We start from the raw sequence: 23,464 nt of genomic DNA, 5'->3' as shown, positions 1-23,464 counted from the left end.
GGGCAATTTTCATATTGTCATGGAGAACAGCTGGGTCTCCGGCTTACTCCTTTGCAGAAGTAAATCAAAAGCCATACATACATTTCTCACATAAGGCCGACCAGCTTCCGTTATTTTAATGCTTTTACTGCTCATTTCCACCAGCCCGTCACTCTCCATTTCTTTCAGCTTAATTAGAATGTCAGGAATTTCGGAAAAATAGACATTTTTATCCTCCCAGGAAGTTTCAAGCCTGCACATAAGATTTAGAATATGCTGCCGGATCACCTCATCCTCTTCAGTTAAAATATGACCCCGGTATAACGGAAGTTCATTCGCCTCCAGCCTGTCATAGTAGTCTTCGATCTTCTTTTCGTTTTGGGCAAATCCGCTCCAGCTGTCGCTAATTGCAGACACTCCCAGACCAATCATTACCTTCGTTTTGGAAGTGGTATAACCCATAAAATTCCTGTGGAGCTTCTTCTCCTTTACTGCCTTATATAAAGAATCAGATTTTAAAGCAAAATGATCCATTCCAATTTCTACATATCCGGCTTCGGCGAGAAGCTGCTTTCCGGTCTCATACATCTCGCGTTTCACATCGGCCGTTGGAAGATCTTCTTCTTTAAAACCGCGCTGCCCGTTTCCTTTTATCCACGGCACGTGAGCATAGCTATAAAAAGCGATCCTATCCGGCATTAATTCTTTTGTTTTCGCAATGGTGGTTCTTATATGTTCTACTGTTTGAAACGGCAGTCCAAAAATTATATCATGGCCTACAGAAGTATATCCTGCTTTTCTCGCATTTTCTGTAGCATCTTTTACGTTCTTAAACGGCTGAAATCTATGAATTGCGAGCTGTACTTCCAGGTTGTAATCTTGAACTCCATAGCTCACCCTGGTAAAGCCCAGCCCGTAAAGCATTTCCAGATGTTCCGGCTTTGTATTATTAGGATGCCCCTCAAAACTAAAATCGTAGTCCTCTGCCCTGTCTGCTTTTTTAAATAAACCTTCAATGAGCATTTTCAGATTTTCCGGAGAGAAAAAAGTTGGAGTTCCACCTCCTAAATGAATTTCCCTTACAAGCGGCCGCTCCTTCAAAAGATCAGTATAAAGATCCCATTCCTTTAAAACTGCTGTGATATAGGGTGATTCAACTTCGTGTCTCTTCGTAATTCGTTTATTACAACCGCAAAAAGTGCAGAGACTTTCGCAAAATGGCAGGTGGATATATATACTTATTCCTTCTGACTTATTACTGGCTGCAAAGGAATCCTGTAGGCTTTTTTTATAATTCTCAACAGAGAAAAGATCGGAATTCCAATAGGGCACAGTGGGATAACTTGTATACCGTGGTCCCGCGACATTATACTTCTGAATAAGTTGACTGCTCATGTTTCAAAGTTTGGAAAGCAAAATTACAGCCACTGTATTTTTTGTAATATGATATGGATCAGGAAAAGACAATAAAAATGGAAATTATATTCGTTTAGGAATTCTATCCCCTTCTGTGGAATCTATTCTTTATATAAATTGAATGTGAGCTTCTCTCCAGGCTTTACGAGCTCCCAAAATCTCATTGCATTTTTTGGAAAAGCTATTTGTATAGATTTGATTTTCTCCGGATTTCTCATTTCTTCTGAATTTTTACCCGTATTAATTACAGCAATAATATAATTCAGAATATCATTCCCCGTACAAATTTGCCTAAATGCAGGAATTACTTCTGCACTTTCTGCCATACAAACATTTCCGAATTGATCTTTGTCAGCAATAAAGCTTAGGCCCATATGACCCGCAATTCTTTGAGCCAACTCTTCATCCAGATCTGCAGGCGTAATTATATGTTTAGGATTTTTAGTTCCTTCGTGCAATTGCCGATTATCTGGACTTATTTTCCAGAAGTTGCAATTCGGAAATATTTCGTCCAGAGTAAATTCGAGATCTTCAAGATTTCTTTCAAAACCCATAAAAGCTGCACCTTAATTTTTAATATACTGCTGAAGTTAAAAAATTCTACGAATGAAGCCTTCGATAAGACAGTAAAATCTGGCACTCTTAATGCCGGAATTTTAATAACTTGCCGCTCCTGAATTTAAATCCCGCTGCTTGAAACTAAAAGCAAAACGACGATTAATCACTTACCTGAATATCCTTGACCAGCCAATACGGTTTAGTCCCTTTCTTTTCAGCAGGAATTTCCTGCTATGGGCTCTTCTGGGAATAATTGGAGGTTTAATTTCAGGTATCTACTGGATCGTTTTGGAAGCTTTAACTCACGGTCTGGAAATTTTCACTAGCTGGTTGGTTATCCCAACCATGGCTATAGCGGGATTTGCGGCGGGAATTATCATTCATTTCTTCGGAGATCCGGGGGAAATAGATCTTATTGTGAACAACATCAGGTTCAATAAGGGCAAACTAGATCCAAAAAATAATCCATCCATGATTTTATCTTCTCTCCTGTGTGTTGCTTCAGGAGGAAGTCTGGGCCCCGAAGCTCCCCTTGTACAGGTGACTGGCTCCACGGGATCCTGGTTTGCAAAGGTTTTACGCCTTAAAGGAGAGGATTTTCGATCTATGACCATAGCAGGAATGGCATCAGGGTTTACAGCACTTTTTGGCGCTCCATTAGGTGGAAGTTTATTTGCCCTTGAGATCCTGCACCACAAACACGCGGCAGAATATTATCAGGCTATTATTCCTGCTTTTGTTTCCAGTTGTTTCAGTTATATCATATTTGCTCTTATAATTCATCTGGGCCTTGGTCCCATTTGGGACCTTCCCACTTATGAAATGCAGGATAAATTCGATTTTGCCTATGCAGTACTCTTTGCTGTAGCCGCTACTCTCTGCGGATGGATTTTCATTTTCTGCACCAAAAAGTTGAAATCTGTATTTCAAAATTTTCCTCTTCCCATTTACATAAAAACATTTATTGGCGGACTAGCCCTGGGAGTGATTGCCTTTTATTTTCCTCTAACCCGGTACTTTGGTCATCATCAAATAAATGAACTACTTCTAAACGATCTCACCTTAAACATTCTTTTTGCCATTTTAGCCTTTAAAATTCTCGCTATTGCAATAACAGTCACCTCAGGTTGGAGAGGTGGATTCATTATTCCCTTATTTTTTGTGGGAGCCACATTAGGATTAATCATTCACAGGATCTTCCCGTTTGTTGACCCTGCTTTGGCAATTATAAGTTGTATGGTAAGCATTAACGCCTGTGTCACGAGAACACCTATGAGTACAACCATTTTACTGGCCACTCTTACAGGATTTACTTACTTTATTCCAATTCTTTTTGCCAGTCTTACCGGATATTTTCTTGCCCCACGCATTCCTTTTATTGGCTCTCAATTGCAAAGAACGAAAGAAAGCTAAAGGAAGAATTTTGTCTTAGCCGAAATAATTTTAAATTGGAGGAAACTCAAAGGATAATTAATGTCTTCAAATAACGAAATCTGGACCATTGGACACTCTACGCATCCTCTACCCGAATTTTTGGAGATTCTATTTTCCTTTAAAATTGAAATTCTGGTGGATGTAAGGAGATTCCCCGGCTCAAGGAAGTTTCCGTATTTTAACAAAGAGAATCTTCAAATTTCGCTTGCTGAAAATAAAATTAAATACGTTCATTTTGAAGACCTCGGCGGCAGAAGAAAGGTGCAGGCAGATTCTAAGAACACAGCCTGGCGCCTTCCCTCTTTTCAGGCATATGCCGATCATATGGAAACAGAGATTTTTCAGGATTCTGTTGAACAACTCCAGGAACTGGCTATAAATTCCCGGGTAGCTTATATGTGTTCCGAAGCTGTTTGGTGGAGTTGCCACCGCTCTCTAATCTCAGATTACCTAAAGGTCCGGGGGTGGAAGGTGAATCATATAATGAGTATCAACAAAGAAATGGAGCATCCTTATACGAAACCAGCCAAAATTGTTGATGGAAGGTTAGATTACTCCAAGCAGGATACTAAGGGAGAGGTGTAACCTTTAGTGCATCCAGACCTTCGATAATTCAGACTTGAAAATATTCGAAATTTCACCCAACTGTTTTAAAAACAAAAAACCGAACTGTTTCCACAATTCGGTTTTTAAATTTCTTGTTGGCCTACTCAGTCTTTTTTCGACTGTATTCAAAACTTCCAATCACAGGAAATATAAGTTCGAAATATTCTGAAAAAACTAAAAAAAACTCTTAGAAATTTTCAATTGAAGTTTACCTACCGGGGCTCCCTTCGGCTTTAATTCAGTACAGGCCTCCCGCCCTACATAATCAAAAACAAAAAACCCGAACCAAAGTTCGGGTTTTCAATTGAAGTTGGCCTACTAGGGCTCGAACCTAGACTCTTCTGGACCAAAACCAGACGTGTTGCCAGTTACACCATAGGCCAGCGTTTCAATGCGGATGCAAATTTAAAACAAACTTTATTCTACACAAATATTTTTTTCACTTTTTATCATCTTCTTTTCTTAGCACCTCAAAAACAGAGTATAAAAAATAATTTCATTTGAATACCGTTATTAAACCATTCCTTTAAATATTTCTTAAATTCGCCACATCATTTTTACAACCATAGCAAAACATGACCGATTTTAGCTTGAGTAAGTGGAACAAAATACTGGGCTGGCTGGTATTTTTAATCGCACTTATAACCTACACTCTTACCCTGGAACCAACAGCAAGTTTCTGGGACGCAGGGGAATACATCGCAACATCTGCAAACCTTGAAGTAGGACATCCGCCGGGAGCACCATTGTACCAAATGATGGGAGCCTTCTTTGCAACCTTTGCATCAGATGCTAGCCAGGTGGCCTTAATGGTCAACTTCATGTCTGCAGTAGCAAGTGCCTTTACTATTCTTTTCATGTTTTGGTCTGTAGTTATTCTACTGCAAAAAATGATTAAACCTGAAGAAACTTTAACATCCTCCAATAAAATTGCCATTCTGGGCAGTGCTTTTGTCGCTTCACTAGCTTTCACGTTTACCGACAGTTTCTGGTTTAGTGCCGTGGAGGCAGAAGTTTATGCCATGGCCACTTGTTTGATGGCTCTGCTCTTCTACCTGGGACTACTGTGGGAAAGAGATATGTTTGCTCCACGAGGAAACCGATGGGTAATTTTAATTTCCCTAATTGTAGGATTGGTTTTTGGGGTTCACTTTATGGCACTTCTTACTATTCCCGCTATTGGTTTTCTCTACTTCTTTAAAAATTACCAAAGGGTCACCGTTAAAAACTTCATCATTGCAAACATTGCTGTTGTAGTGGTACTTATGTTTATCTTCAAACTCCTCCTGCCATATACGCTGACTTTCTTTGCAACTTCAGAAGTTTTCTTTACCAACACTATCGGCCTCCCCTTTAACTCGGGAACCATAATCGCTACCCTGATTATAATTGCAGCTTTCTATTATGGAATTCAGTATACCGGGAAAAACAATTATTACCAGCTAAACACGCTGTTTCTTTGCATCTTGTTTATCCTTATTGGTTTTTCCAGCTGGACAATGCTCCCTATAAGAGCAAATGCCAATACAGTCATTAATGAGAATAGTCCTGATAACGCAAGGGAATTACTGGCCTATTACAACCGGGAGCAATACGGGGAAACTCATCTTTTTTTCGGGCCGCAATGGACAGAAATGTATGCAGGACTTGATCCTGATAATCCTTATATGGATGATAAACCCAACTATGAAAAGGCTGAAGAAACAGGAAAGTATGTAATCGTGAATGACTACAAAAATGCCCGTCAAAACTTAGATGACAGGCATAAAGCGGTGCTGCCAAGGATGTGGAGCACCCAACATGCCACTAACTATATGGAATTTACCGGGCCACTCGAATTCAAAGTTAAACCGGAATACCAGGGGGAAGAGCAGTTGTTAATGGCAATTACTGAATTCAGAAAAAATTACGCCCAGGGGCGGATGGACTACGAGGATTACCATAGTTTTCTAACCCAGTTTAGTCAATATATTGATGTTGAAAAACCCTCCTTTGCTTCCAACATTGGTTATATGTTCGAGTACCAGTTTGGGTATATGTACTGGAGATATTTCATGTGGAACTTCGTAGGACGCCAAAATGATGAACAAGGCCAGTATACCGATCTTAAAGGGAACTGGTTGAGTGGTATCGACTTTATTGATGAATGGAGGCTTGGAAATCAGGATGAACTACCGGGTGATATGAAAAATAACAAAGCGAGAAATACTTATTATTTCCTGCCATTTATTTTAGGAATTATTGGTCTCGTATTTCATTTTAACAGGGATATTAAAGGTTTTTGGGTACTCACCGTTTTCTTCCTCTTTACAGGAATTGCCTTAAAAATTTATTTAAATGAAAGGCCATTTGAACCTCGGGAAAGAGATTACGCCCTGGTTGGTTCTTTTTATGTCTTTGCAATATGGATAGGATTTGGAGTTTATGCCATTTACGATTTCTTACGAACAAAAATAAAAGCTACTGTTGCGGCACCCGTAGCTATTGTAGTTAGTTTACTTGTGCCCGGCATTCTTGTGGCAGAAAACTGGGATGATCACGACAGGGCGGGAAGGTATACCGCACTTGCCATGGCAAAAATGTACCTGGATTCCGTAGATGAAAATGCGATCTTATTTACCATTGGCGACAATGATACTTTCGCACTATGGTATGTGCAACAAATTGAAGGGTATCGAAGAGATGTGCGTATTGTAAATACAAGCCTTTTTGCGACCGACTGGTATATTGACCAAATGAAAAGGAAAGCCTGGGAAAGTGATCCTATTCCTTCACAGCTGGAACACAATCAATATCGCGCAGGAACAAATGAATTTGTAATTCACCAGAATATTACCCAGGATACTATGTCTATTCAAAACTGGATGAACTGGATTGCGAGTGATAACCCTGGTACAAAGGGAGAACTTCAAAGTGGCCAGGTGGTAAATACTTTCCCTACGAAGAACATAAGGGTTCCTGTGAAAAAGGAAAATGTTCTTGAATATGGAATAGTCAAACCAGAAAATGCTGATGAAATTGTAGACAATATCTTTATCAAATTAGAAGGAAACGTTATTTATAAAAACCGACTTTTAATGCTGGACATTATTGCTAATAATGACTGGAAGCGGCCAATATATTTTACCGGAGGAAGCTTTGGTAATGACGACTATTTATGGATGAAAGATTACCTGCAGCTTGACGGTGTGGCTTATAAACTTGTACCAATTCAAACCCCTGTTAATCCCCGTACTCCTTTTGATATGGGAAGAATAGATACAGATAAGATGTACGACATCGTTATGGACTGGGATTGGGGGAATATGGAAGATCCGGGAATATATCACGATCCTGAAACCCGAAAAAATTCCATTACCTATCGCAGCAACCTTGCAAGATTGACTGAGGCTCTTTTAAATGAAGGAGATACAGCCAGGGCAAAAGAAGTATTAGATCTGGCTATAGAAAAAATGCCAGTAGACCATTATGGATTTTATACACTTCTGGAACCGTACATCAGTGGCTATTTTGAAGTGGGTGAACCGGAAAAAGCAAAGGAGCTTTGGCAAAAGGTCGCCGAAAAGTATCAGGAGAACCTGAAGTACTACAGCAGTTGGGATGTTGAGAGACAATTTGATAATGCCGATATCATTATTTCTGATATGGAACGATATCGCGGATTAGTAGACATTCTTTTCATGCACGGGGAACAGGAATACGCGAGGAAAAAAGCCGAAGAATTTAATACTTATTTGAGTTTGTACCCGAGATTCTATCAGGAAGATGAGGAGATACAGGAGCCGCCGAGACCAACGAATAATGCAATTGACAGGGAGCTGCGGAATCCACAACAAATAGATTCCCTGGACAGTACTCTGGTGCAATAGTGCAAAAATATGTCCTTCTTAAAATATACTTCTATGGCAGGGAAGTTACTCTTCCCTTCCCTGCTTTGGAAGCATAAGGAGAATTCCCCCATTATATATTTAACCTTTGATGACGGCCCGATTCCGCAGGTTACTCCCTGGGTATTATCACTTCTGAAGGAGTATGACGCAAAAGCAACTTTCTTCTGCATTGGAGATAACATCAAAAAACATCCGGAAATTTTTCAGCAGGTTTTAGCTGAAGGGCATTCCATAGGGAACCACACTTTCAACCACCTTAACGGGTGGAAAACTTCAACCGGGGATTACATCCAAAATGTACTTTTAGCTGAAGAAGAAATTTTCAAACAGGTTGGAAATTCCAAATTCCAAATTCCCAATTCCGGGATTTCAAGACGACAAAAAACCGAAAACAGAAAACTGAAAACTGAAAACCTACAACCCACAACCAAAAACCAAAAACTCTTCCGCCCACCCTACGGCAGAATAAAACCTTCTGAAATGAAGGAACTAAAGAGATTGGGATATACAATTGTGATGTGGGATGTTATAAGTGAAGATTATAACCAAAAAAGATCAGAAGAAAAATGTTTTCAGGGAGTTGTAAGTCAGGCTGGGCAGGGTAGCATTATAGTCTTCCACGACAGTAAAAAAGCTTCAAAAAACCTGATGGAAATTCTGCCACGACTACTGGATTTCTATAAAAATAAAGGATATAGTTTTAAAGCTCTCTAGACGTATTCTTTGAGTAGGCCGATAAGAGTATTTGCATCCTGCTCTCCACTCTGTCTCCACTTCATTTCTCCGTCTTTATAGATCATTAAAGTAGGAAGTCCTTTTACTCGTAAAGCTTCAGCCAATTGGGTATTTTTATCGACATCAATTTTTATGATCTTGGCTTTGTCTCCAAGTGCTGCTGCAACATCCCTAAGAACCGGGTGCATAGCTGTGGAAGCCTCATTCCAGTCGGTATAGAAATCTAAAAGCACCGGAATATTTAAATCTATTAATTCCCCAAATTTTGACATAAAATAAAAAACTAATTAAGACCAGATTCAATACCAATAAATAATATATAAAGCCAAATATACTAATTTATCTTAATTACACAGGTTTTGCTCCTTTACGTAGTTCAATTACTGTAATTTCCGGCCAGATGCCAACTCTACCTGGATAAGCCAAATAACCAAAGCCACGGTTCACATTAATGTACCTACCGAACTCCTCATATATCCCTGCCCAGTTTTCATAGCGATACTGCACAGGACTCCACCTAAACCAGCCAGGAATTTCAATTCCGAACTGCATTCCATGGGTGTGACCACTCAAGGTAAGCTGGAAGTTCTTAGGATCTGTTTTTACCTTCTCCTGCCAGTGGGAAGGGTCATGACTAAGTAAGACCTTAAAATCCTTTTCAGATAATCCAGCCGAAGCTTTATCAAGATCCCCTGCCTTTTTAAAACCTCCAATTCCCCAATTTTCGACACCCACCAATGCAATTCGCTGCCCGTCTTTTTCAAGAAATCTGTGCTCATTAAGGAGTAAATCCCAACCCATCTTTTTGTGAGTATCCTTAACCGCCTGAAGATTTGCAAATTTTGCCCTGTCTGTCTCCCAGCTCACATAATCTCCATAATCGTGATTCCCCAAAACTGAAAATACACCATCTTTAGCCCTTATCTGCCCAAAAGCCCCCACCCACGGCTCCATTTCTATAGCCATGTTATTTACAAGGTCTCCTGTAAACAAAACTGTATCACTTTGCTGCTCGTTAATTAGATCTATCGCATACTCTATTTTCTTCTTGTTGTCAAAACTTCCGCTGTGCACATCACTAATCTGCGTGATGCGGTAACCATCAAAAGCATCGGGTAAATCAGGAAAATGGAGAGAGTATTTTAAAACCTTATAATTATATTTTCCCTGGTACATTCCGTAGATAAGAGAAGCAAAAGGAATGGCCGCAATTCCAAGTGCAACCTGGCTAATAAACCTTCTCCTCGATGGAAGAGAAAATGATTCTGAAGGGGTAGTAACTTTTACATAACTAAGCAACAATTAATCGCACAATGTCTTCTCCAAACATTACTACTGTCGTAATAAGATTGGCCGATAAAAATGCTAATAAAAATCCCAGAGCATAACCTCTGCCACCAGTAAATCCGCCATTAGGATTTGGTTGTGTCCACTGATAAATAAAATTCCCAAGAATGACCAGAGACAGGAGAATGTATGCCCCAAGAACCCAATTGCTTTTCGTAAGAGTTTTTAAGGCCTGGAAAGAGTAAATATTAAGCAGAATGTAAAGAACAATAAATATAATCCAGCGCATTTGTAATTTTTCTTTTTTTGCAAAGATACTCCTAATCATTGCTTTAGCGCTCCTTTTGTTTTATAATTAACCTTAAAATGATTTGGAGCTTTTGTGTATTTCCTGATGGTCACGAATTATGCCATTCATAATTTTAAAAATGTCTCCTGAATATTTTATCTTTAAATCCTTCGGAATTAATTTTTATGAAAAGACGCAAATTTATTAATCGCTCTATTTTGGCAGGTGCCGGAATAACATTTTCGCCTTCAATCCTGAATGCGACAAATCCCTTAAACAGTTTATCTCCAATGACAAAATCCTCATTCCCCATTACCATTGCGACGTGGAATTTTGCAAATGCCAGCTTAAAAGCAGGTGAAATGATGGCTCAAGGTGCCACAGCGCTTGATGCAGTCGAGCAGGGAGTAATGGTGGAAGAAGCTAATTTAAAGAATACTACCGTAGGAAAAGGCGGCGCGCCGGACAGAGAGGGAAATGTGACTCTCGATGCCTGTATTATGGCTCCTGATGGCAATGCGGGCTCTGTCGTATATTTAAAGAACAACACTCACGCAGTTTCTGTAGCCAGGAAGGTAATGGAGGAAACTCCGCACGTGATGCTGGCGGGGGAAGGTGCCGACCAGTTCGCGAGGGAAATGGGCTTTGAAAAAGAAGACCTCTTAACTGAAGACTCTGAACGGGCATATAAAGAATGGCTGAAAAAGAAGGAATACAAACCCATTATTAATATTGAAAATCATGATACTATAGGAATGCTATGCATCGACCAGAATGGTGACATAGTAAGTGCCTGCACCACTTCGGGCCTGTCATATAAAATGAATGGTCGTGTTGGAGATTCGCCTATTATAGGATCGGGTTTGTTTCTTGATAATGAAGTTGGAGGAGCAGTAGCTACAGGTTTGGGAGAAGCTATAATGAAAAACGTGAGCAGCTTTCTTGTGGTGGAATTAATGCGAAATGGGAAATCGCCACAGGAAGCCTGTGAAATAGCAATACAAAGGATAATCGCCAGAAGTCCTGATTTTAAGGATTTCCAGGCTGCTTTAATTGCCATTAATAAAAAAGGAGAAGTGGGATCTTATTGTATCCAGAAAGGATTTACTTATGTGAAATATCAGGATGGAACTAATAATAATATTCCTAGTAAATATTATATCTAAAATTCCCCTGACTGAAGTCAGGGGCAATTTTGTGACTGAAGCCAGAGAGACTTTTACTGGCTCATTGCTTCGCTTTGATCAAATTCCCTGGAAGTTTGAGGTTTTTCAACATTGTTTTGTGAGATAGGGCTTTGCTCCTGCAGTTCCTGTACAAGTTTGGTTACCTCAATTATCATTTCGGTACAAATCACTATTAGGGATCCTTTTTGAGCATTTTTTATGGCATACGTCACAGCCTCTTTTTCATCTTTAATAACAGTTGTCTTTTTATCGGGATCGTGAGATGCTATACCTTCTTTAATAAATCCAATAATTTCTTCGGCAGTTCTTCCTCTTAAATGTACATCCTGCCTGATGATGATCTCATCAAACATTTGAGCAGATATCCTGCCGATACTCTGTGTATCCTCTCGTTTTCTATCCCCTACTCCGGTTATGATCCCAACTTTTACACTGGCATCTATTTTATCTGTAAACTCCTTTACAGCCAGCATTCCTGCAGGATTATGAGCATAGTCCAGCAGCAACTGAAAATCGTTGAACTGAAAGAGGTTCATTCTACCAGGAGTTTGTGAAGGAGAAGGCTGAAATGTTTCTAACGCCACCTTTATATCTTCAATATTAATTCCTTTAATATGTGCTGTAAGTACTGCAGGCAAAACATTTTTAATCATAAATTCTGCTTTGCCTCCAAAAGTGAGGGGCACCTGGGCAGCCTTTATTATTCGCAATTTCCATTCGCCTTTACATATGGTTATATATCCATTTTCATAAACAGCGGTGAGGCCGCCCTCCTTCTGCATTTCTTTAATCCTTGGATTATTTTCATCCATGGAAAACAGAGCAACATTCGAGACAACATCCTTTCGCATATCATATACAAGGTCATCATCTGCATTTAATATAGCATAGCCATCGGGCAGAACGGTTTCAGGAATTACACCTTTCACCCTTGCCAGCTGTTCCACCGTGTGAATCCCGTTTAACCCAAGATGATCTTCAGAAATGTTTGTGACTATTCCCACATCACAATGGTGGAATCCTAAACCCGCACGCAGCAAGCCGCCCCGGGCACACTCCAGTACCGCGAAATTGACTGTGGGATCTTTCAACACAAATACTGCACTTACGGGTCCCGTACAGTCTCCTTTCATTAAAAGCCTGTTTTGAATATACACGCCGTCACTGGTTGTGTAGCCAACTTTATAGCCTTCCTGTTTTGCAATATGAGCTATAAGACGCGTAGTGGTTGTTTTTCCGTTTGTACCTGTAATTGCCACAATAGGTATCAATCCTGTAGATCCTTGCGGAAAAAGTTTATCAATAACAGGCGCTGCAACATTTCTGGGTAAACCTGTTGCAGGAGAAAGATGCATTCTGAAACCCGGTCCTGCATTTACTTCAAGTACAGCTCCTCCTGTTTCAGAAAGCGGCTTACTAAGATCTGTTGTCATAATATCAATTCCACAAATATCCAGGTCGATAATTTTGGAAATTCGTTCAGCAATAAAAACGTTTACAGGATGAACTTTATCTGTAACATCTTCTGCAGTACCTCCCGTACTTAAATTAGCTGTATCCTTCAGAATAAGCTTTTTACCCTCTTCAAGAATGCTGTCGAGGCTGTAACCTTCAGCAGCAATAATAGTTTTAGTAAGGTCATTTATAGTTATTTGAGTAAGAATTTTTTCATGACCGTAACCTCGCCTGGGATCTTTATTGACCTCTTCTATAAGTTGCTGAATTGATCGTGTGCCATCACCTGTTACGTGAGCGGGATTTCGCTTTGCGGCAGCCACAAGTTTGTTATTGATCACCAGAAGCCTATAATCTTCACCAATTATCTGCTTTTCAACAATTACCCTGCTGGAAATCTTTCTTGCAGCTCTATAACCAGTAAGAGCTTCTTCCATAGAATTTATATCTACAGTAATTCCCCGACCGTGGTTTCCATCAACCTAGGTTTTGTAACGAGAGGAAAACCTATCTTCTCCACCACCCTTTTCAGCTTTTCCTCACTCCTTATAATCCGTCCCCGCGGCACGGGAATTTCTGCCTGTTCAAGTAAATATTTTGTCTCCTCCTTATCACAGGCAATGTCTACAGCAATATTGCTGGTTTCACTCGTCACCGTGGCCTGAATTCTTTTTTGATTGGCACCATAACCAAGCTGGCAAAGAGAATATTTATTAAGTCTTATCCAGGGAATGCCCCGGGATTCTGCCTCTTTTACTATAGACCCTGTACTCGGTCCCAGCCTAACTTCCTCACGTAGTTCCCGCATCTCCTGAATATCATCTGTGAGATCGTAATCTTCTCCTTTAATTAAAGCCTCACAAATCCTTACTGCTGCCCTGGCTGCATAACGTCCAACTTCCTCTTCCATATAAGAGAAGACCACATTGTAAACTCCTTTTTCACCAAAACCCCTTGTCCTGCCAAACCCCACATCCATCCCGGCCATTGTTTGAATCTCCAATGCGATATGTTCAATAATGTGACCCATCCACGTTCCTTCATCTACGCGTTCAAAAAATCCTCCCGGAGTACCAACAGAACAGGTGTGTTCATACAAATTGGGCAAAAGCTTCTCTAAATTCTCTCTAAAACCTACTATTTTATTGGATGGCATTTCTTCCATCTCCTCGAGGTCCAGCACCATCACTATCAATTTATGCTTACTTACTGACCAATAATTTGGTCCCCGCATCGCGTTAATCTTTCTAATTTTCATGAATTCTTTTTCTTTTTTATTTCCTTTTTTCCCGGAAGGATTTAAGGATTACCCCTCTTAATTTATGAATCAAAATATAATTAAGTTAGTTTTGCAATCAATTTTAATGTTATTTTATGATTAAAGGAACCCTCATCCCAATTGGAGGAAATGAAGATAAAGGCTATCATAAAGCCAACAGATTCAGGTTGGAATATATAAGTAAGGGCATACTTGCAAGAGTACTGCTTGAGAGCGGAGGAAAAAATTCAAAAATCCTTGTGGTAACCACCGCATCAGGTATACCCGAAGAAGTGGGAAATATGTACATTGATGCCTTCCGTAAACTTGGATGTGAGAATGTAGAACCTCTTTATATTGGTTCAAAGGCTGAAGCAGAGTACGAAGCCAACCTTGAGAAATTGCGTACTGTAGATTGCGTTTTATTTTCCGGAGGAAATCAGTCAAAAATTACCACTTATATTAAAAAAACTGAATTTCACAAGATCCTGATATCTCGTTATAAAAATGAAGAGTTCGTAGTGGCAGGTACAAGTGCTGGTGCGATGTGTATGTCTTCAGAAATGATCTCCGGCGGGAGCAGTAAAGAATCTTTCATAAAGGCTTCTACCAAAATGCGACAGGGAATGTCTCTACTTCCCGATATAATTATAGATACTCATTTTATCCAGCGAGGCCGCTTTGGAAGATTGTCTGAAGCCGTAGCAAGATTTCCCAATAAAGTGGGAATAGGCCTGGCTGAAGACACGGGAATGGTAATTAAAAATGGAGATGAATGTGATATTATAGGATCGGGAATGGTTATCATTTTTGATCCCGGACAATTAACACATAATAACTATAAGATCCTGAAGGACGGAACTCCCCTCACAATGCGCAATTTAGTAACTCATGTGCTCTCCTGGGGTGATAAATATTTTATATCTGATAGAAGAGTGGAGGTAATGGCTACTTCCAAAAGTTTGATCTAGATTTTTTGGAGATCGGGTTAAGTAAAAAAGGTCAGAGGAATTTCAGATTTAATAAAGTGAAATAATCTTTATCCATAAATCGAAACCTCTTCTAAACCGGAAGAGGTTTTAAACCCCCTGTACATTCCTTCCGTATTAAAAGGTAGGGCGACATTACCTTTAGAGTCTACAGCAATTAGTCCGCCGTCACCTCCTATTTTAAGTATCCGGTTATTAATAACTTCGTTTGCAGCTTCTTTAAGGCTCAAACCTTTATATTCCATCAATGCGGAAACATCGTAGGCTACAACACCTCTTATAAAAAACTCTCCGCTCCCCGTACATGACACCGCACAAGTGTCGTTGTTTGCATAATTGCTTAGCACCTATCATCGGGCTATCTCCTACTCTCCCAAATTTCTTATTGGTCATTCCCCCGGTAGAAGTTGCCGCAGCAATATTTCCCTCTTTGTCACAGGCTACTGCTCCCACAGTACCGAACTTCGAATCTTTTTTCACAGAATGGTCCAACTGAAAGCTATCTGAATCTTTTATTTCCAGCCACTGCCCGTGCCTGAATTCATCATAAAAATAATCTGCTTCTTCAAAAGAATAGTTAAGTGTTCTTGCAAATTTCATCGCCCCTTCCCCTGCCATAAACACATGGCCACTTTTCTCCATCACGTCTCTGGCGAGAGAAATGGGATTTTTTATTCCGCTTATGAGGCTTACCGCTCCCGCATGTAAATTTTTACCATCCATAATGGCCGCGTCCATTTCATGAGTTCCATCTGCAGTAAAAACACTTCCTTTTCCCGCATTAAATAAAGGAGAATCCTCTAAAATTTTTACTGTTTTTTCAACTGCATCTACGGCCGTCCCTCCCTTTTCTAATAGTTCATAACCTGTATCCAGTGCGCTTTTCAAAACCCGGCGATATTCTTTTTCCTTTTCAGCTGTCATTTGTCCTTTCAACAAAGTACCTGCACCTCCATGAATTGCAATTGAAAAATTCTGTTCCTGTTTCATACTCAAGTTTTTCCTTTTAAAACGGAAGGTAAAAAAGATGAAAATCGTCTTGCCGCTCCTCATTCATTCTCAATACTCACTTTTCAATTCTCAATACTAACCTTCCCTTCTCCCCCAAAATAACGAATTGAATTTTAATTGCGGCAGGAAGTTTCGTAGTTTTACTTTCTCTTAAGATTTCAATCAATGGCAGATCAAAAACGCTTATTCCTTCTCGACGCATACGCCTTAATTTTCCGCGGCTATTACGCATTTATAAAGAACCCGATTGTGAACTCCAAAGGCATGGATACTTCAGCAATTATGGGGTTTATGAATTCCCTTTTTGATGTAATCCGCAGGGAAAAGCCCGATCATCTGGCTGTATGTTTTGACAAAGATGGCAGTACAGAACGTACAGAAATGTACAGTGAATATAAAGCAAATCGTGACGCCACACCCGAGCCAATTTTAAAATCCATTCCATATATACAGGATATTTTAAAAGCCATGCATATTCCGGTAGTTGTGCTGCCGGGTTGCGAGGCCGATGATGTTATTGGAACACTTGCAAAGCAAGCGGAAGGAGAAGGCTACAAGGTTTTTATGGTAACTCCCGATAAAGATTTTGCCCAGTTGGTAAGTGAAAACATTTTTATGTACCGTCCCGCAAGAATGGGGAATGGTATAGAGATTTTAGGAATTCCCGAAGTAAAAAAGAAGTTTGGAGTAGAACGTCCTGAACAGGTGATAGATTTTTTGGGAATGATGGGAGATGCATCAGATAACATTCCGGGAATTCCGGGAGTGGGCGAAAAAACTGCCATGAAATTCCTGAAAGAATTCGGAAGTATGGAAGCTCTTCTTGCAAATACTGATAAGCTGAAGGGAAAGATGCGCGAAAGAGTAGAAATGAATGCGGAACAAGGGTTGCTATCCAAGAAACTCGCTACTATTAAATGTGATTGCAGCGTACAATTTCATGCTGAAGATTACGAGCTCTCTCCACCTGATGCTGAGAAGGTGCAGGAAATCTTTGAGGAACTTGAATTTAGAAGGCTTAGAGATCAATTTATAAAGTTATGGTCTGGCGAGGATAACGGGCCACAACCCCAGGTGACTTGGGACAGCTACAGGTAAAGCACAGGCAGTAACTGCTTAGTGCCGGGCAGTTTTCGTTGTTTGGAGAAGACGCTGAAAAAATAGAAAAGACTTCAGGAAGAAAGAGTTTAAAGAACAAACCCCACGTGTATCAAAGCATTGCACCCGGTATGGCTATGTCACTTTTTCTTCAGAATTTAAAAAAACAAAAAAGCGTATGCTTTGATACTGAAACAACCAGTGAAAATCCGCTGGAAGCGAAATTACGCGGAATTGCCTTTTCCTGGGAAGCTGTAGAAGGATTTTACCTCCCTTTTCCGGAAGACGATTCAGAAGTGAAGGAATACGTTGAGCAGCTAAGACCTTTCTTTGAGGATGAAAACATTCAGAAGATCGGGCAAAACCTGAAATATGAAATTAAAGTTCTCGCTAAGTATAATATTGAAGTCAAAGGGCCTCTCTTTGACACAATGATAGCTCATTATCTCATCAATCCCGACATGCGCCACACGATGGGCATTCTTGCTGAAACTTATTTAAACTACTCCCCACAGCTTCTGGAAGATCTAGTCGGTAAGGGTAAAAATCAAAGAAAGATTAAAGATATTCCACTCGATAAACAAACAGAATATGCTGTTGAAGATGCAGATGTGGTATTGCAACTAAAACAGCATTTTGAGCCGGAATTGAAAGAGGCAAATACAGAAAAACTTTTTCAGGAAGTGGAGATTCCACTGGTAAGAGTTCTGGCAGAAATGGAGCTTGAGGGAATAAGGCTGGATGAGGAATTTCTTCAGTCTCTTTCCGTAGCATTAGAAAAAGATATTGCAGAGCTTGAAGAAAACATTTTTGCTAAAGCAGGGGAAGAATTTAATATTGGTTCGCCCAAACAACTTGGAATTATTCTTTTTGAAAAACTGGAACTTGTAAAGAAGCCAAAGAAAACCAAAACGGGACAGTACTCTACAGGGGAGGATGTTCTTTCTGTACTGGCTACCGAACATGAGATTGTACGATGCGTTCTCGATTACCGCGGACTTGTAAAGCTGAAAAACACATATATAGATGCACTGCCAACCCAGGTTGAAAAAACCACAGGACGTGTACACACAGATTATATTCAGACCGTTGCTGCAACCGGAAGATTAAGTTCAAATAATCCTAACCTTCAGAATATTCCAATTAGGACTGAAAGGGGCAGAGAAGTAAGAAAAGCTTTTGTTCCAACGGATGAAAATTATGTACTATTAGCTGCCGATTACTCCCAGATTGAACTTAGGATAATTGCTGCTTTGAGTAAGGAAGAAAATATGATCAAAGCTTTCCAAAGCGGGGAAGACATTCACACTTCTACAGCAGCCAAAGTCTTTAATGTGCCTCTTGAGGAAGTAACAAGAGAACAAAGGAGCAATGCGAAAACCGTAAATTTTGGAATTGTGTATGGAGTTTCTGCATTCGGATTAAGCAATCAAACCAATCTCTCAAGATCTGAATCCAAAGAACTTATCGAAACCTATTATGCTACCTATCCTCAATTAAGAGATTTTATTAATGAGCAGGTAGAATTCGCAAGGGAAAACGGTTATGTTCAAACAGTTTTAGGCAGAAGGCGATATTTAAAAGATATAAATTCCCAAAACGCAGTGGTGAGGGGTGCCGCCGAAAGAAACGCAGTAAACGCCCCTATCCAGGGAAGTGCTGCCGATATCATAAAACTGGCCATGATCAATATTCATCAAAAGCTAAAAGAAGGCAAATTTAAAACGAAGATGTTACTACAGGTGCATGATGAATTGGTATTTGATGCACACAAGGATGAAGTGGAGCAGGTGAGCAAGATTATCAAATCTGAAATGGAAAATGCTTTTAAACTGGATGTACCTTTAGAGGTGGAATTAGGCATAGGTGATAACTGGCTGGAGGCACATTAGAAACGCTTTCTGGTTTCTGGTTTCGAGATAACAGACCTCACAGGTTTTAAAAACCTGTGAGGTCTTTCTATTTCCTTTCCAAATCCATCTTTTAAAATCTTCTTAACTACTTTCTCCGCAAAACTTCCCTAAATTCAAAATTATCAATAGGAAATTATATTATGCCTGAAAACGAAAATTCGGTGAAGCAGTACAACTTTGTTCAAAAAGTTTGGATTGTTGCTTAAGCATATTTTCTTTACTCGCAGCGATCTTTTTACTTTTTGAAGCCACTTTTAGTGTGCTTATCCTAATTTTTGCTTAAGTGTGTTAATCGCCTCTTATTTTAGGGGATTTAGCACCTGGTTAAGGAAGAGGACAGGATGGAATTCAAAGATTACTCTTAGCCTTTCTATTTTCATTACCCTTGCATTAGCAGTTGGTTTCTTCTGGCTGGTGGGAGCAAAGGTGAGCCAGCAAATGGCGGAGCTGGAAGATAATCTGCCAACGCTATTTGAAAAGGTTGAAAAAGCTCTTAATGGCAGCACTATAGGACATGAGATTGTGGAAAAAGGAAATGAGGTCAGGCAGTCTGAAGATATGGCGACTTATATTTCCAGGTTTTTTGCTACCACTTTTGGTTTTCTGGGTGATATTTATATTATTCTGATAATAGGTGTTTTTTTTACTGCCTCTCCTTATATGTATAAATCGGGTATTATTCAACTTGTACCTCCAAAACGCAGAGAAAAGGCTAATGATGTTTTTGAAAAACTGGCTTCCGGACTAAAAAAATGGCTGGCTGCAAAATTTTTAGCCATGCTCGCTGTTTTTATTTTAACGGCAATTGGATTGATCATTTTGGATATTCCTATGTGGCTGGCTCTGGCCTTATTGGCCGGACTTCTTAATTTTGTTCCTAATTTTGGACCTTTGGCTGCAGCCATTCCCGCAGTATTGGTAGCACTGGCAATAAGTCCTTCAACTGCCTTATGGGTAGCAGGTCTCTACCTGGTGGTACAACTTCTGGAAAGCAGTTTGATCAATCCTCAGGCACAACATCACCTCATAAAAATACCACCCGCCCTTATCATTATTTCCCAGCTTTTAGTGGGATCCCTCACGGGAATTTGGGGAGTTATTTTTGCCACACCCCTCGTCCTGGTTATAATTATTCTTGTGCAGGAATTGTATATAAACCAACTAAATAAAAATAAAGAGCAACAAGAAACGGCAAAAGCGGAATAGGAGTTAATTGCAATTATAAAAGCTTGTTTTAAATTAAAACAAATCAGGAATTCAGTACAATTATAAGTAATCGACACTCACTACTCAATTCTCAATACTCAATACTAGAAAAAAATAAGTTAAGCGAGAAAAATTCTGCACTTAGCTGGGGGATTAACACTTACTGTAATATTGGTGTGGCTCCGCTGTGTCGGGAACCTTTTACTTTTTAATTGACCTTTCTATATTTCATTTCAACATTTCCTATTGAAGAAGTTGCTGTTCCTGAATCATCATTAATATAACGAGACGCTTCACTACGGGGAAGAGAAATTGACAATAGCTGATTATTTTCTGTAAGAATAATTGTTCTTGTTTCAGAAGCACTTTGGCCATTAAATACGAAGGAGATTTTTAGTTGATCTCCGGTTAAAGTATAACTGGCAGTATAAGTCCCACTGTCACAGTTTTCAATTCCTGTATTATTATAATTAAAATAAAGCCTCGCCTGAGTAGCAGTTACAGCACTTAGCAGCATCAAAAACATAATTCATACCGTCAAAACAATTGGTCTCAAGTAGAATATTAGTATTTTTTACATCATCTGCATCATTAAAATCTACAGGCATATCAGAAATCATAGATTCCAGCTTCCAGGTTCCAACCAAATCTGCCTGATCAAAAGTAATATCGGCAGTTACCAAGTCCTGAGAATAGATCTCAGCATTAAGGTCATCCAGGTCTTCACCTCCACAAGATAGTAGAGATAAGCACAGACCAGTTAACAAAACAGAATTTTTAAAATAATTTTTCATAGCAGGGGGAATTAATCGTTTTCTTTTTCGGGGACAAATTTAGAATACTTTGACAGAATTTTATGACATTATTAACACTTAAATTGCCGTTAATCGTTATTTAAAGTATTTGGTCGATTAAATTTGCTGATTAGTTTTAGTAGAATGGACACAAAACAAGGTTTTAGATTCATTTAACTCCCTGTCCGTTATCGATTTTCTTACTTTTGAAAATTATTCCAAACAAGTTAATTCACTTCTAATAAATTAATTACCTCCAGTTTGCATTATGAATTTATAATTGTACATTTGCACCCCTGTTTTCACGAATCAAATCGTGTTAGCGGGAATGGAATGTTTAATAACAAGTAAATTTAATTAGTGTGGACACATTAAGCTACAAAACAGTATCGGCCAACAAGGCTACCGTGACCAAAGACTGGGTACACGTAGATGCTGATGGTCAGACTTTGGGTCGTCTTGCTTCCGGGGTTGCTAAACTCCTTAGAGGTAAGTACAAGCCAAACTTCACCCCACACGTTGATTGCGGTGACAATGTAATTGTAACAAACGCTTAGTAAAATCAACTTAACAGGAAAGAAATGGGATTCTAAAGAATACATTCGCCACACCTAAGCTATCCTGGGGGTCAACGCAGTTTAACTGCAACCGAATTATACAATAAAGCTCCTGAGAGGCTTATTGAAAATGCGGTAAAAGGAATGCTTCCTAAGAATAAATTAGGAGCGGCAATATTCCGTAATCTAAAGGTTTATGCAGGATCTGAACATGATCAAACTGCTCAAAAACCTAAAACTATTAACTTAAACGATCTTAAGTAATGGACGTTATTCACAAAATTGGCCGTAGAAAAACGGCTGTTGCAAGGGTATATGTTAATCAGGGAAAAGGTAACATTACTGTTAACAAAAAAGATCTAAACGAGTATTTCACAACAGGACCTCTTATCTTCAAGGTAATGCAGCCTCTTAACATGACTAATAACGAAGAGAACTTCGATATTAAAGTTAATGTATACGGTGGTGGTATCACAGGTCAGGCAGAAGCTATCCGTCTTGCTCTTTCCAGAGCTATGGTTGAGCTTGATGCAGAGAACCGTGCGATCCTTAAACCGGAAGGTTTAATGACAAGAGACCCAAGAATGGTAGAGCGTAAGAAATTCGGACAGAAGAAAGCGCGTAAGAAATTCCAGTTCTCTAAGCGTTAAAAAATTTGGGCACTGCCCTAAAAGTTCATTTAATATTAAAAGATTTTTGTTGTTATTCCGCTTGCCGCGGAAGTTAGTTTAGCATCTAAACGGTCAGGGCCGGATTATAAATCGCCACCTGGTTGTTGCTATCTCAACAGAACGTAAACTATTACAAAAATGGCAAACAAAGTAGAAGTAAAAGAATTACTTGATGCAGGTGTACATTTTGGACACCTTACAAGAAGATGGAACCCAAACATGGCCCCATATATTTATATGGAGCGCAACGGGATTCACATCATCAACCTATATAAAAGTGCTGCAAAAATGCAGGAGGCTAAGTGAGGCCCTAAGAAAAATTTCTGCCAGTGGTAGAAAAATTCTTTTTGTAGCTACTAAAAAACAGGCAAAAGAGATCGTTACCGAGCAGGCTGAAAGAGCAAACATGCCGTACATCACAGAAAGATGGCCTGGCGGAATGCTTACCAACTTTATCACCATTCGTAAAGCCGTTAAAAAAATGGCTTCTATTGACAGGATGAAAAAAGACGGAACCTTTAATACTCTTTCTAAAAAGGAGCGTTTACAGGTTGACCGTTTAAGGGCTAAGTTGGAGAAAAACTTAGGATCTATTGCAGACATGAGCCGTCTTCCGGCTGCATTGTTTATAGTAGATATTACCCGTGAACACATTGCTGTAAAAGAAGCGCAAAAATTAAACATTCCAATCTTTGCGATGGTTGATACAAACTCAGATCCGCGCGAAGTAGATTACGTGATCCCATCTAACGATGATGCATCTAAATCTATAAGCAAGGTGGTTTCTTACGTTGCCGATTCTATTATAGAAGGTCTTTCTGAAAGAAAGAATACTAAGGATTCTAAGGATGACGAAGATTCTAACGAAGAAAGAGAACCAAGAACAAAAGCCCCTAAAGCTAAGAGATCTAAAGAAGACGCAGAAGTTCCTTCTAAAGATCCTCAGGATGTGAAAGACATGAAAGAGGCTAAGCAAGATGTTAGATTAGAGTCCAAAAAAGAGACTGTAGCTAAAGCTACTTCCTCAAACGACGAAGAAGAATAACATCAATATTTGATTAAAAACATGAGTCGTTTAGTTTTCTTTTCTAAAAAAACTAAGCGGCTCATTCTTTATAAACTAAAAATATT

13 protein-coding genes, 1 tRNA gene and 6 pseudogenes are annotated in these 23,464 nt (G+C 39.4%); 11 read left to right on the top strand and 9 right to left on the bottom strand.

The genetic code is table 11. The annotated features are described in order from the left end of the window. Nucleotides 1-9 precede the first annotated feature (9 nt). On the bottom strand, nucleotides 10-1,374 hold the full coding sequence (gene hemN, locus LZ575_RS19185; RefSeq protein WP_235326595.1) for an oxygen-independent coproporphyrinogen III oxidase: 1,365 nt from the start codon (nucleotides 1,372-1,374) through the stop codon (nucleotides 10-12). Nucleotides 1,375-1,496: 122 nt separating this feature from the next. Beyond that, nucleotides 1,497-1,949: a hypothetical protein gene (locus LZ575_RS19180; RefSeq protein WP_235326593.1), complete on the bottom strand. Its 453-nt coding sequence runs from the start codon at nucleotides 1,947-1,949 to the stop codon at nucleotides 1,497-1,499. Between the two features lie 139 nt (nucleotides 1,950-2,088). On the opposite strand from LZ575_RS19180, the gene LZ575_RS19175 reads away from it, so the two are divergent. Both LZ575_RS19175 and LZ575_RS19170 read left to right on the top strand, forming a co-directional pair. After that, nucleotides 2,089-3,366, top strand: coding sequence for a chloride channel protein (locus LZ575_RS19175; RefSeq protein WP_235326590.1), 1,278 nt, complete (start codon nucleotides 2,089-2,091; stop codon nucleotides 3,364-3,366). A 60-nt stretch (nucleotides 3,367-3,426) separates the two neighbouring features. Beyond that, a complete protein-coding gene (locus tag LZ575_RS19170) occupies nucleotides 3,427-3,972 on the top strand; it encodes a DUF488 family protein (RefSeq protein WP_235326587.1) in 546 nt (181 codons plus the stop codon). Nucleotides 3,973-4,303: 331 nt separating this feature from the next. Here LZ575_RS19170 and LZ575_RS19165 read toward each other — a convergent pair. Continuing rightward, nucleotides 4,304-4,376, bottom strand: a tRNA-Gln gene (locus LZ575_RS19165). A gap of 192 nt (nucleotides 4,377-4,568) precedes the next feature. Here LZ575_RS19165 and LZ575_RS19160 point away from each other — a divergent pair. Both LZ575_RS19160 and LZ575_RS19155 read left to right on the top strand, forming a co-directional pair. Then, the gene (locus LZ575_RS19160; protein ID WP_235326584.1) at nucleotides 4,569-7,862 is read left to right on the top strand and encodes a DUF2723 domain-containing protein; all 3,294 of its coding nucleotides are present in this window, start codon (nucleotides 4,569-4,571) and stop codon (nucleotides 7,860-7,862) included. A gap of 33 nt (nucleotides 7,863-7,895) precedes the next feature. Then, nucleotides 7,896-8,597 carry a polysaccharide deacetylase family protein gene (locus LZ575_RS19155; protein ID WP_235326581.1) on the top strand — a complete coding sequence of 234 codons (702 nt, stop codon included), beginning with the start codon at nucleotides 7,896-7,898 and terminating at the stop codon, nucleotides 8,595-8,597. Here LZ575_RS19155 and LZ575_RS19150 read toward each other — a convergent pair. Next, nucleotides 8,594-8,890, bottom strand: a complete 297-nt coding sequence (locus LZ575_RS19150) for a co-chaperone YbbN (RefSeq protein ID WP_235326578.1) — start codon at nucleotides 8,888-8,890, stop codon at nucleotides 8,594-8,596. The two genes, LZ575_RS19155 and LZ575_RS19150, sit on opposite strands and share 4 nt — an antisense overlap. 76 nt (nucleotides 8,891-8,966) lie before the next feature. Next, nucleotides 8,967-10,194 (bottom strand): annotated as a pseudogene (locus LZ575_RS19145) (metallophosphoesterase). 185 nt (nucleotides 10,195-10,379) lie between these two features. Between LZ575_RS19145 and LZ575_RS19140 the strand changes: the two are divergent. After that, nucleotides 10,380-11,360 (top strand): N(4)-(beta-N-acetylglucosaminyl)-L-asparaginase, encoded by a 981-nt coding sequence (locus LZ575_RS19140; protein ID WP_235326576.1) that lies wholly within the window; start codon nucleotides 10,380-10,382, stop codon nucleotides 11,358-11,360. A gap of 53 nt (nucleotides 11,361-11,413) precedes the next feature. Here LZ575_RS19140 and cphA read toward each other — a convergent pair. Beyond that, nucleotides 11,414-14,094: pseudogene (gene cphA / locus LZ575_RS19135) on the bottom strand (cyanophycin synthetase). Nucleotides 14,095-14,210: 116 nt separating this feature from the next. Between cphA and LZ575_RS19130 the strand changes: the two are divergent. Further along, nucleotides 14,211-15,065, top strand: a complete 855-nt coding sequence (locus LZ575_RS19130) for a cyanophycinase (protein WP_235326574.1) — start codon at nucleotides 14,211-14,213, stop codon at nucleotides 15,063-15,065. A 68-nt stretch (nucleotides 15,066-15,133) separates the two neighbouring features. Here the strand turns inward: LZ575_RS19130 and LZ575_RS19125 are convergent. Beyond that, nucleotides 15,134-16,073 (bottom strand): annotated as a pseudogene (locus LZ575_RS19125) (isoaspartyl peptidase/L-asparaginase family protein). Between the two features lie 186 nt (nucleotides 16,074-16,259). On the opposite strand from LZ575_RS19125, the pseudogene polA reads away from it, so the two are divergent. Then, nucleotides 16,260-19,084, top strand: a pseudogene (gene polA, locus LZ575_RS19120) (DNA polymerase I). 306 nt (nucleotides 19,085-19,390) lie between these two features. Next, nucleotides 19,391-20,311: an AI-2E family transporter gene (locus tag LZ575_RS19115; protein ID WP_235326572.1), complete on the top strand. Its 921-nt coding sequence runs from the start codon at nucleotides 19,391-19,393 to the stop codon at nucleotides 20,309-20,311. 208 nt (nucleotides 20,312-20,519) lie between these two features. Here LZ575_RS19115 and LZ575_RS19110 read toward each other — a convergent pair whose 3' ends face one another. After that, nucleotides 20,520-20,828, bottom strand: a complete 309-nt coding sequence (locus tag LZ575_RS19110; protein ID WP_235326570.1) for a hypothetical protein — start codon at nucleotides 20,826-20,828, stop codon at nucleotides 20,520-20,522. Continuing rightward, a complete protein-coding gene (locus tag LZ575_RS19105; protein WP_235326568.1) occupies nucleotides 20,782-21,105 on the bottom strand; it encodes a hypothetical protein in 324 nt (107 codons plus the stop codon). The genes LZ575_RS19110 and LZ575_RS19105 overlap by 47 nt, the downstream gene beginning before the upstream one ends. Before the next feature lie 362 nt (nucleotides 21,106-21,467). On the opposite strand from LZ575_RS19105, the pseudogene rplM reads away from it, so the two are divergent. The 3 genes and pseudogenes from rplM (at nucleotide 21,468) to rpsB (ending at nucleotide 23,378) form a co-directional block, all read left to right on the top strand. Next, nucleotides 21,468-21,926, top strand: a pseudogene (gene rplM / locus LZ575_RS19100) (50S ribosomal protein L13). Continuing rightward, on the top strand, nucleotides 21,926-22,312 hold the full coding sequence (gene rpsI, locus LZ575_RS19095; protein ID WP_235326566.1) for a 30S ribosomal protein S9: 387 nt from the start codon (nucleotides 21,926-21,928) through the stop codon (nucleotides 22,310-22,312). Before rplM ends, rpsI begins: the two are co-directional and overlap by 1 nt. Nucleotides 22,313-22,471: 159 nt before the next feature. Continuing rightward, nucleotides 22,472-23,378: pseudogene (gene rpsB, locus LZ575_RS19090) on the top strand (30S ribosomal protein S2). Nucleotides 23,379-23,464: the final 86 nt, after the last annotated feature.

The sequence above is a fragment of the Antarcticibacterium sp. 1MA-6-2 genome, assembly GCF_021535135.1.
In the GTDB taxonomy this organism is placed as follows: Bacteria; Bacteroidota; Bacteroidia; order Flavobacteriales; family Flavobacteriaceae; genus Gillisia.
This window is presented reverse-complemented; position numbering and strand designations above follow the sequence as displayed.